We start from the raw sequence: 11630 nt of genomic DNA on the forward strand, positions 1-11630 counted from the left end.
CTTCCTCAAAGTGTTAGTTTGAAAAGGAGTTAATACTAATTAAGGGGCTCCATTCCCATCTACCTTAACAGAGAAGGTAAATTCGAACGACTCACCGGGAGCCAGTTCACTTACCCCTACACTAATGGTTCCCACATCTCCGGTAGTTAAGCCAGAGTCATCTGTTACATCTTCCGTAACATCATCTTCTGTAATGGAAACGGGGTTCTGTAATTTGGTGTAAGATGGGATATTGTCATTCACCACAACATTGGTAACGGCAGCGGCACCATCGTTGGATACTACTATTTTATAGTACACAACGCCGCCAGGCAGTACATTCAAGTCAGACTTGGTGTAGGTGTTACCATCCGAAGATTGAAATTTCTCAACAGTTAGCAGACCCGCTACTACGGTTGTGATATCTTCATTGGTTTTTGTAGAAATATTACCTTCTCCATCAACCAAGGTCAGTGTAGTAGTGTTGGTTGATCCGTCAGCTACCCCGCTGTTGGCGGTAACTTTAACAATCAGTCGTACCTGATCACCATAACCAAGAGAGGTCACGGCAGCTACCTGGTCAGTAAGGTCAACCTGCCCTCCAGAAGCGGTAGTAATCAGAATATCACCATCAGCCGTCTCAATGGCTCCGTCACCGTCGGCATCATAATACACCTGAGCGGTAAAGCCTGCGCCACCTGAATTGCTCAGGTTAATTTTGAAATCTGAATTGGTGCCGTCGTTCTCATCCACGTTACTATTAATGGAAATAGTGTGCGCGTAGGTTTTAGAACCACCAGGGAAAATCTGACCGGTATTGTTGCTGGTAAGCGAAACATTACGGTAGGTATTCACCGTTACGGCATTATGGATGATATCCTCAGCACCTGTACTCGACGAAAGTACCCGGAAGTAAAGAGACTGCTCGGTCACTGGGTCAGCACCTGCGGGAATAGAAACACGAGCGGTGATTTCCTTATTGTCTCCAGCATCAATAGTTCCGGTTGAGGTGATTTGGCTGTTACCATCATAGAAGGTAACTGACCATCCACTCGGCAATCCGGCAGAACCAAGACTAGTTCCTGAAACAGATTGATCAACCGCTAACTGATAGCTATCGTCGATATTACTGGTATTAGTAACTACCAACGAAATATCAACAGTGGTTCCGGGATTCGTGGCAGGAATACTTGGATCATTATTCTGAGGGGTGGCCTCTGGGCCTTGACCTATACCGGTGGCATGGTCGGTATCATCGGCATCTGAATAGTTCGTCAAGTCTACACTTGAGCCAGTAATACCATCCAGGATATCTGTAATGGTTGCAGTTACACTGCCATCGTTTACAGACGTAAGGGTTTTATCAACCTCAAATGGTCCGTCTCCTGTACCGTTGGAAGGCAAGTTTACTTGCAAAATTACAGTTATGCTTTCACCAGCTGCCAATGGTCCCGTATCGGCCGTACCGTCACCATTTGTATCCGTAAATGGACTGGTCGGTTGATCAGATGAATTTGCTTTATACAAAGTAAAGGTAGTTCCGGAAGGATAATTACTAGTATTAGCAAGGGTGATATTATAGGTATCCGTAGTAGAACCATCGTTGGTAAACTTGTTAACAAAGTTTACTGTGGCTCCCTGGTTTACAGGACCCTCAGTAACTTCATCATCCGTAATATCATCGTGTACTTTTACAGAATAGCTTTCATTAATAGTAACGGTTGCATTGTTTGTATTCGTGAAACTATTCAGGTCTCTATGTTTAAACTGAGCATAGTTAACAATGGAAGTACCTTCAGTACCATTATCTACAGTCACATCGAATTGAATGGTACCAGAAGCACCTGCTCCTAACGAACTGATAACAGCTACAACAGAATCTGGATTCGTGCCATTACCGGCTTTGAAGTAATATTCAATTCCAGAAGGATCATCGGTGCCTCCTGATGCATCTCCCAATACCGTGGTACCTGAGCTACTCCAGCGTCCGGAATTAGCGTTATAAGTAACACCTGATGGTAAAGGATCTTGTATTCTAAGATTTACTCCGTCTGAGTTACCATTGTTACTGAATGTCAGTGTATAGGTAAGTTCATCACCTACATTGGCTGTAGACTGACTTACAGATTTCTGTACATCAATTACCGCATCTTCCTCGATAATAGCTTTGTTATCCGGATCAGTAGTAGCACTAACACCGGTTGAATAGGTACTGGTTGCCGTTACTTCGATGTCTTCTTCATCTCCATCTGAAGCTGTAGCAGGTATATTTGCCACAATTACAATCCCGTAACTATCTCCCGCATCAATATTTGGTGTAGTGGAAATAGTGGTAAAATTATCCGGAGTACCGTTTCCATCGGCATCTGGATAAATACTTATGGATCCGTAGTCAAAATCACCATTATTAACTTCACTCGCCGCTAAGGTAAATGAATCACTGCCGTTACCGTTGTTGGTAATGGTATGTGTAAAGGTGATTTGACCGCCCGGACTTACAGATTTTGTGAGTCCTGCAGAAATAGATACACCGGCTACTTGCTGAACGATAGTTTCAACGGTGTTAGAAGTAACAGTTCGGCTGTTACCTCCGCTGTCAATATATGTTGCACTGGCTGTGTTCCCAATTTGAGAATTTGCCGGAGGTGCCTGCTGCGCATATGCATCATTAGATGATATACCTACAAACAACCCCAAAACCAGTAACAACCCTACAAAGCCTAAGGCCTTGTTTATTAAGGTATGTATGTGATTAGTAGTCATAGTTATCCCTATGCTTATTGTTATTAGTTATTAGTTTACGTTTAAACACAATAAAAGAATGGCTACAGCACGCACCTCTGCCATCTAAGGCATTTTTAAAAAGAGATTAATGCTGTGTTATAATCAGTCGTTTTCCAGTACTCGTACCCGTGCAGAAAGAGTCACTGACTCGCCGGCATCAAGCGAAGAAACCACCCATTGTAGCCGTCGATATTCTTCAGCAGGAACTTCTTGCGATTCAACTTCCCCGCTTGGCAAGGTGACTTCCCTCATAAGAGGTAAAGACTGGAAATCATCTCCCTGATTGGAAATACTAGCCCTGTATAGCTCAGGACTTGCGGTCCCCTCCTGATATTCTGTCCCCGAAGGAACCGGTAAAACGGGAGTTAGCTGGGTAATACCACTTGGAAGATTATTCTGGTAGGTGAGCCTGTATTCAATTAAATCACCCGGACTTACCTCAGTGACTTCTGTTGAAACCTCAGCTCCATTTTGATTAGTAGTTATAAGAAATGCATTGAGCTCAGAGCTCACACCATCCTGACTGAAACCTAGTTGTGGAACTGCGCATAGCAATGCCACAAGAAAAAGAACAATTCTAATCATTGCGTTCTAAAAGATTAATGTTATACCCTGCCGGCAAAAACCTACCACTTCTCCAACCCAATAACACATTAAAAGCTCCTAATTTATTTATTCTAATCCATTATAATATTGTGATTTAGGTCTAATATTATGGAGCAATCGCCATTAAATAAGGCATCCGGTTTTTACCTATCTTTAAACAAGTAATTATTATCTTCTGCTTCTAAAACACACAGATTTATGATTTCCAAAGAAGTATTAAAGAAAATCAGGAAGCTTGAAATCCAGACTAAAGGGATTGTAAACACCTTATTTGGAGGAGAATACCAATCGGCTTTTAAGGGTCGGGGTATGGAATTCTCGGAAGTACGTGCATACACTTATGGTGACGATATCCGCCAGATCGACTGGAATGTAACCGCACGTACCGGCGATCCTTTTATTAAGATTTTTGAGGAAGAGCGTGAACAAACACTAATGCTTTGTATCGACATCTCCCAAAGCGGCACTTTTGGCAGTCAAAATCAAAGCAAGATGGACTTGGCTATTGAAATCTGTGCTGTACTGGCCTTTAGTGCTATTAAGAACAGCGATAAAGTAGGGCTGGTTATTTTTAGTGATCATATCGAAAAGGTGGTTCCACCAAAAAAGGGTCGCACCCACGTACTACGCCTGATCCGGGAGCTTTACACAACTGAACCCACCGGCACCGGTACTGACATTGCTGACGGACTCTCTTATATCAACCGCTTACTGGACCGCCGCGCCATTGTAGTGCTTGCATCCGACTTCATGGATACTGATTTCGAAAAACAACTGCGCATCACCAACCAAAAGCACGACTTGGTCAATATCATTATTAGCGACCCGCTGGAAGATGAACTGCCCAACATGGGATTAGTGACCATCAGGGATGCTGAAACTGGAGCAGAAAAGAGGGTTGATACTTCCAGCAAGAAAGTTAGAAAAGCCTACCAAAAGCGAAGAATGGAGCAAAAAGCCTACATTCATGAAATGATGCTGAAAATGAAGATAGATCGGGTTGAGGTGCATACCAACGAATCGTACGTGCAACCGCTTATGAATTTCTTTACCAGACGCGGCAACCGGTATTAACACGAATTCGAGATAATATAGGTGAAACCGGGCTAATAGAAGGTTTTAAGGTCATCCCTGCGAAGGCAGGGATCGAATTGTTGCGTTGAATCTCACTATTGATAGCTGGCAAACAATAAGATTCAGGGCCTCACCGACAATTTTGTCGGGACAGGTACGCCGCGGAATGACTACTAAACATATTTCTACATCTATTCTAATCTTGACCTGATTTGGTATTAACAAAATGCCTCAGTTTTGGGCAGAAGCAATTGGGTCTTCTTCCTCTTCCATGCTTCGGAGTTTTTCCTGATAAGACCGAATGAATTTTTCGTAGTCCACTTTTTGCTCATCTCCTATAGATTTTGAAGGAGGCAAATCAACTTTAAGCGGATTTACGGGCTGACCGTTTTTATAGATTCGGTAATCCAGATGAACACCTGTAACGCGTCCCGTTCGGCCCACATAGCCAATTACATCTCCCTGTTTAACCCTTACGCCCGGTCTCATGCCTTTGGCAAAACCATTCAAGTGTAAATAAGCGGTAGTGTAGGTTCCGTTATGGCGTACTTTAACAATATTTCCATTCGCACCTCTGTACTGTGCTTCAATAATTTCACCGTCTCCAACAGAAAGTACCGGGGTGCCAAGAGGGGCCGCATAATCAACCCCATAATGAGGCATTCTGCGCTTTAACACCGGATGAAAACGATTGGGAGAATAGCCGGAACTAATACGTTGGGAAAACTTAAAAGGCGCTTTTAATAATGCTTTCTGAATGCTATTTCCCTCACTGTCAAAATAGCCCGAATGTTCTCCATTCTCATAATAGAAAGCGTCAAAAGTATGTCCGTCATTGGTAAACTCGGCTGCTAACACTTTCCCAATACCAAAGGATTCACCTTCCACAAACTGCTCTTCGTACACCACTTTGTAGCTATCACCGGGATATAAACGGAAAAAGTCTACCTGCCAGGCAAATACATCACTCAGGCGGTTGGCCAGCAGCCAGTTGTCTCCCTTGTCTACCAAGGCTTCATATAAAGAAGAGGTAATAACGCCTGATGCCTCTTTAACCTGTGTGGTTAGTTCCTTGTTACCAGCGGATATTTCAATGCCTTCTTTCCAGTCAATCACTACATAATCAAGAGCATTTTGATGAAGGATAAGACGCTGAGCTTCCCCGGAATTTTTATCGGTATATGCTAAATATCTCTGGCCAGGACGGATCCGGTTGCTCTGGAATACATCGGATGATATTTGATTTATCTGGTAGATCTGCTGAGGGCTCACATCCAAATCACGCAGAATGAGGTATAAACTCTCATTTCTTTTTACGCGCCCTTCAATTACATTGGCCTTGAGACGGTCAAAACCATAATCGTCAAGTTCAAAATCCTCTTCTATTTCAATAATATCATTGCCACTTACAACGGGGCCGTCGGGTACTTTTGCATTGGATCTGAATAGAATTGATGCACTAATTAAAACTATAACAAACAGACCGTAGCCTACGGCAATCCCTGCTTTTTTACTAACCATGTCCTCTTATATTAAATTTCGGTGAAATGATAAGAATTAATGCTCTTCTTTCATAAAATGTAAAGCGGATTTTGTTTTGCAAAATATTTACAACTCATTGTTATATTTTCAGGCTGTTAAAAACCAAAGAAAATATTCTCTTACATGAACAACATCTCGCTGAGATCCGGCGCTCTACGGCTTTACGCCTTATTGGTTACATGTTTACTTGTTATGCCACTGCACGCACAAAACGTGCATACCAGCGTAAACACCGATTCTATAACTGCTGGTGAAGTTTTTGAGTTATCGATGTTGGTTCAATTAGACCGCGAATACAAGAAGGTAGCTTTCCCCGATACCACAGCTTTTCCGCCAACGGTTTCTATTGTGGACCGCGAACAGTACCGGCGCTCTCAATTCAGTGATAGCCTGGTTTATAACCTGCAATATTTTGGGGTTGATGATCTTCAGATACCTCCTCTGCCCGTCACCCTGATTTTTGAAGAGGATTCTACCACCCTGTATACCGATCCCGTTCTGTTATATTTTAAAACGGTAGTTGCGGAAGGCGATACTACGCTCAAGCCCATGAAACCAAATTATGAGTTTCCACTTCCTTTATGGCCCTGGGTGCTGGCAGCTGCTGTATTGGCTGCCTTTTTGGTCTGGTGGTTTTACTTCAGGGAAGAAAAAGAGAAAGAAGAAAAGAAAGAACCCGTTCTGGAACCTTTCTACAACCCGCTGGATGCGCTCGAAAAAAGATTACATACTCTTAAGAGGGAGACCGATTTACCTGAGACCAAAGATTATAAAACTTTTTATAGTGAAATAAGTGATGCCATCCGGGCCTACTACGAGGAGCTGTATAATATTCCTGCCCTGGAATCTACATCGGGTGAGCTGCTTCGTTATCTGGATGTGTATGATGTGGATCAAACATTGGCTGAAGCCACCCGCAAGGTGCTACGTCAGGCCGACCTGGTTAAATTCGCTAAATTTACCCCAACTTTAGATGACGCCTGGAAAACATACGACTATGCACTGGAATTTCTGGAGCGTGCCAAAGAATCAGATCGAACTAAAATTCGCAGACTGAGACGAGAATATGATCTCAAGAAAGAACGATTTCTGGCCAGCCAAAGTGAAGAGGAGGAAAACTAATGGAATTTTCTAATCCACAATGGTTCTGGGCGCTGCTGATATTACCTGTACTCATCGGCATATACTTATACCGGTTTTTTGCAAAGAAAAGAGCCACGATTGCTTTCTCTTCTCTCAACCTGCTGGATAATCTGCCCGGCAACTGGAAAGCCCATTTACACTGGCTCACCGCTGCCTTGCTCTGGGCAGGCATTGCCTTACTCATTGTAGCGCTTGCCCGCCCCCAGGAACGCCTTACCACTGTTGAGCGCAATGCGGAGGGAATTGATATCGTTTTGGTGATGGATATGTCGACCTCCATGCGAGCTGAGGACCTCAAGCCCAACCGTTTTGAAGCTGCCCGGCAAGTTGCCAAGGATTTTGTGGATATGCGGGAATCTGATAGAATAGGGCTGGTCACTTTTGCGATGAAGAGTTTTACCGTGGTTCCTCCTACTCTGGATTACCGGCTGCTCAAAAACCTGATTGACGACCTGGAAATGGGCGTGATTGAAGACGGTACCGCTATCGGGATGGGACTTGCTACCGCCGTAAACCGGCTGAAGGAAAGTCCGGCCGAAAGCAAAGTAATCATACTGCTTACCGACGGACAAAATAACGCCGGTGAAATTGACCCGGTAACCGCCGCCGACCTGGCACTCACCTACGATATCAAGATTTATACCATTGGTGCCGGAACACGTGGCACGGCCCCCTACCCGGTTCAAGACCCTATTTTTGGACGACGATATCAAAATATACAAGTAGACATTGACGAGGAGATGCTGACCAGTGTAGCTGAACTGACAGGCGGTAAGTACTTCCGTGCCACAGACACGGACGAGCTGGAAGGTATCTATGATGAAATCGATGAACTGGAGCGTTCAGAAGTAGAAGAACTCATCTATACCGATTACGAGGATTTATACATGAAATTTCTGGCCGGCTCATTTGTGCTTATTTTCCTGAGCCTTGCCATCAATAAACTCTACCTGCGCGGCCCGGAAGAAGTTTAAGTGGCACTTATTATTAATACAGTTTTTAGATACCCTATTTCAGGAAAAGACCAAAACTAACACTTTGCCACTTGCCACTTGCCACTTGCCACTTGCCACTTGCCACTTGCCACTTGCCACTTGCCACTTGCCACTTGCCACTTGCCACTTGCCACTTGCCACTAAAACCTAACACCTCAAAACTAAAAACTCATTTCACACTTCCGTGGATAGCGTTATAATCCTTGATAATCGTCTCCAAAAACACATCCGTACGCATTCCGTGATCCTGAACACCTAATCGCGCTTCCAGTTTCTGCCGGGTACGCTTCAGCATTTTAAACCACGTATCATATTCGTAGTGAGAGCGGGCATCCAGCACATCCTGTATTACGCGAATGTCTTTATCATTAAGTTCTGTTACCTGAGGGAAAACCGGTTCATATCCTTCCGAAACATCCTTAAACAGGGTATCCTCCAACTTCGCCTTTTTGCGCTCCTTAATTACGCAGGTTTTTCCCACCATATCCCCGAGGCGCTGCCCCTTGCCGTTCATGATCACAGCCACAAAAGCAATTACCCCACTGGTCATCGAAATCTCAACCAGCCGGAACAACCAGCGAATCAGGTAACCACTTAGATCAGCCCGGGAACCATCGACTTTAACCACGCGAATGCCCACAATTTTTTTACCAGGGCTATATCCCTTCCACAACACTTCGCTCACTAAGTGATAGAGCATGAGTGGCAAAACAATCACCACATAGAACACCCATGAAAGGCTGAGATCAGCCGGATCTGAACCCAAACTGTACCAGTATCCCCAAATCCAAAAGACCACAAAAAAATAAACGCCCATAAAAAACCCATCCAGCAAATAGGCAAGTACACGATCGCCCACACCCGCAGGCTCATAACTTAATTGTACATGTTGGCTGGTTTCTACTCCTACCATATCATTCTTTAGATTTTGGATACACCAATTGCCGTTCTTATTCTTTGCAGATGATTGTTGGTGCTATGATTTATTATCTTGCCCGCTGCATATTACATTAAGCATGAAGTTATGTTCCTGTCGCTAAAAACGAAAGTAGATTCATCCCAATGAGAGAAGTGGCTTTTCTACGCAAGAATGCGGACAAATGGAAAGAGTTTGAGCACTTGCTTCACGAGGACTCCCCGGATGATCCCGATAAACTGGCAGAGCTATACATGGAGCTGAATGCTGATCTCGCTTATGCCCAGGCCAATTATCCCAGCAGTAAAACTGAAAAATACTTAAACCAGCTTTCGGTAGAGGTACACAACGAAATCTATCGCACCAAAAAAGAGGAAACCAGCCGGCTTATCACATTTTGGTCCCAGGAGTTACCCCAGCTTTTTGCCCGTAAGCAAAAAGAACTGCTCTATAGCTTCATTGTTTTTATGGTAGCTATTAGCATCGGTGTGTTATCATCAGTGCAGGACCCAACCTTTGTCCGCTACATGATGGGTGATAACTACGTAAATATGACCCTCAGCAATATGGAGCAGGGTGATCCGCTCGCAGTATATAAGAAAGCCGAAGAACTGGATATGTTTTTTGCCATCACTATAAACAACGTACGGGTTTCCTTTTTTGCTTTTGTGATGGGCTTACTAACGCCCCTTGGCACGGGTATGATATTGCTTAACAATGGAATCATGGTGGGCGCTTTCATAAGTTTTTTCGGTAAATACGAATTGTTGGGCGAGGCTCTTCGGGTGATTTTTATCCACGGCTCCCTCGAACTTTCCGCTATTGTGATAGCGGGTGCAGCCGGTTTTGTAATTGGAAACGGCATATTATTTCCCGGCACCTATTCGCGGCTTCACTCTTTTATCCGCGCCGGTAAAGAGGGCCTGAAAATGATTATCGGGCTGGTGCCGGTTTTTATCGCGGCCGGACTGCTGGAATCGTTCGTGACCCGCTACACCCAAATGCCCCTGTGGTTGAGCTTGTTCATTATTTTCGCTTCTTTTGGCTTCATCCTGTATTATTTTGTGCTACTTCCCCGAAAACTTACACCCACTTCGTATTCATGAAAGAATTTAGTCTGCAGAAATATCGCGACATCAGCACCATCCTCACCGATTCCTTTGTATATCTCCGCATCCATTATAAAAGTTTGGGCAAAGCCCTTTTATTCATTGTACTGCCCTTTTATTTGATTGCAGGTGCTTTAGTGGGGGAAAGCTACTCCGGTTTTATCTCTTCCCTGTTACAATCCCCCGAGTTGTTGAGTGATGCTATGCCCGGCTTCCGCTTTATGGCTGGAATGTTGCTGCTGGCATTTTCTTCGGTAGCTCTGTTTGCTGTAACACTAAAGCATGTACAACTTGCCCAATACACCCGTGAAATTACCATTTCCGATATCATGGAAGACTTCGGGCGGCATTTTTTCTACCTTTTTGCACTCTACGTGATGCTGATTTTCGCCATTGGTTTTGGTTTGATGTTCTTCATCATCCCCGGCATTTACATCGGCATTAAGGCTTTCCTCTCGCCTGCTATCACTGTAATTGAAGACCGAAATCCGCTGGATGCTTTTGGCCGCTCCTGGAAACTCACCACCGGCCATTGGTGGTCCACCTTTGCCGTGTACCTGGTGATGTACATCGTTACCACCTTCATGAGTTATGTAGCCACCGTCCCTGTTTCCATTTTAATCACTTTTGTGTCGTCCTCCGGGGCCGACACTTCATCCGTGCTGAGCAGCGGTATCAGCCTGATGTACGGTTTCTTTATTGTGATAGGCTCTTTATTTACCGTCATACTGATCATTGCCTCTGCCCTGCACTATTTTAACCTGGTAGAACGCAAGGAAGGACGTGGGCTCCATGAACAAATTGAGGAATTGGGGTAATCTGGAATTGAACATTATCGCCTTGCTCATCTCCATGCGTAGCTTGTGGAACGAGGAAAAACGCTTTGGTAGTTTATAATAGATTCTCTCCACGGACACTTTCATTAATCTGATTTTAATCATTCCAAAGAGTTTCCCCGCTTGGGCGGCCCCGAGTTATTAGGGGAGGGGTGAGTAAGATGGGGCCAGGGATACAGGTTCATTCATTAGCTTAACATCATGGCAACATTCCGGAGCGGCAGGCAAGTCAAAGACTTGTAGGGTTTTAGCATCCTGCCATATCAACCCATCATTCACTTGGGCTTTTAAGTCGCAGACTTAAAAGATCTCACAGAAAGACTACCAACATTTTGCTCCTACGGAGCACTTTTAGTAATCCAATATTGCCCCGTTAGGGGCTACCTATTGGTAAAAAAGCCGATCACCCAACAAACAATTTTCGCCCGAATATCAGTAGTGGAAATTTGATGAACGGAAATTGGATTTTGACATAACCAGAGTCCTCCTTCTTTCAAGCATGATGCTTATAGAACGACGATAAGCACTTTAGATAATTTCAGACATAGTTTTGGAATTGCAACAAAAAAGAGGACAGAGAGTTAGGGTAGTCAAGCCGCTATGTTCTTTGTTAGTAGTTGTTCAATTTGTGTTGGAGTCCGGTAGC

The 11630-nt window shown here is 44.2% G+C and carries 9 protein-coding genes; 5 read left to right on the forward strand and 4 right to left on the reverse strand.

The window, feature by feature from the left end; translation table 11 throughout:
- Positions 1-39: 39 nt before the first annotated feature.
- Both FN815_RS17850 and FN815_RS17855 read right to left on the reverse strand, forming a co-directional pair.
- On the reverse strand, positions 40-2742 hold the full coding sequence (locus FN815_RS17850; RefSeq protein ID WP_142456196.1) for a beta strand repeat-containing protein: 2703 nt from the start codon (positions 2740-2742) through the stop codon (positions 40-42).
- 123 nt (positions 2743-2865) lie between these two features.
- Complete coding sequence (locus tag FN815_RS17855; protein WP_142456197.1) at positions 2866-3348, reverse strand: DUF11 domain-containing protein; 483 nt, start codon at positions 3346-3348, stop codon at positions 2866-2868.
- 219 nt (positions 3349-3567) lie between these two features.
- On the opposite strand from FN815_RS17855, the gene FN815_RS17860 reads away from it, so the two are divergent.
- The gene (locus FN815_RS17860; protein ID WP_142456198.1) at positions 3568-4443 is read left to right on the forward strand and encodes a DUF58 domain-containing protein; all 876 of its coding nucleotides are present in this window, start codon (positions 3568-3570) and stop codon (positions 4441-4443) included.
- Between the two features lie 231 nt (positions 4444-4674).
- On the opposite strand, the gene FN815_RS17865 is transcribed toward FN815_RS17860, so the two are convergent.
- Positions 4675-5964, reverse strand: a complete 1290-nt coding sequence (locus FN815_RS17865; RefSeq protein ID WP_142456199.1) for a peptidoglycan DD-metalloendopeptidase family protein — start codon at positions 5962-5964, stop codon at positions 4675-4677.
- Positions 5965-6177: 213 nt separating this feature from the next.
- On the opposite strand from FN815_RS17865, the gene FN815_RS17870 reads away from it, so the two are divergent.
- Together FN815_RS17870 and FN815_RS17875 are read left to right on the forward strand one after the other, a co-directional pair.
- Complete coding sequence (locus FN815_RS17870; RefSeq protein WP_142456200.1) at positions 6178-7107, forward strand: hypothetical protein; 930 nt, start codon at positions 6178-6180, stop codon at positions 7105-7107.
- Positions 7107-8102: a vWA domain-containing protein gene (locus FN815_RS17875; protein ID WP_142456201.1), complete on the forward strand. Its 996-nt coding sequence runs from the start codon at positions 7107-7109 to the stop codon at positions 8100-8102. Before FN815_RS17870 ends, FN815_RS17875 begins: the two co-directional genes overlap by 1 nt.
- 190 nt (positions 8103-8292) lie before the next feature.
- Here the strand turns inward: FN815_RS17875 and FN815_RS17880 are convergent, their stop codons facing one another.
- Entirely contained in the window at positions 8293-9036 is a 744-nt protein-coding gene (locus FN815_RS17880) for an RDD family protein (RefSeq protein WP_142456202.1), read from the reverse strand.
- 149 nt (positions 9037-9185) lie between these two features.
- Here FN815_RS17880 and FN815_RS17885 point away from each other — a divergent pair, with 149 nt between their 5' ends.
- Together FN815_RS17885 and FN815_RS17890 are read left to right on the forward strand one after the other, a co-directional pair.
- A complete protein-coding gene (locus FN815_RS17885) occupies positions 9186-10145 on the forward strand; it encodes a stage II sporulation protein M (protein WP_142456203.1) in 960 nt (319 codons plus the stop codon).
- A complete protein-coding gene (locus tag FN815_RS17890) occupies positions 10142-10966 on the forward strand; it encodes a DUF7847 domain-containing protein (protein ID WP_142456204.1) in 825 nt (274 codons plus the stop codon). Before FN815_RS17885 ends, FN815_RS17890 begins: the two co-directional genes overlap by 4 nt.
- Positions 10967-11630: the final 664 nt, after the last annotated feature.

The organism is Gracilimonas mengyeensis, assembly GCF_900182705.1.
Taxonomy (GTDB): Bacteria; Bacteroidota; Rhodothermia; order Balneolales; family Balneolaceae; genus Gracilimonas; species Gracilimonas mengyeensis.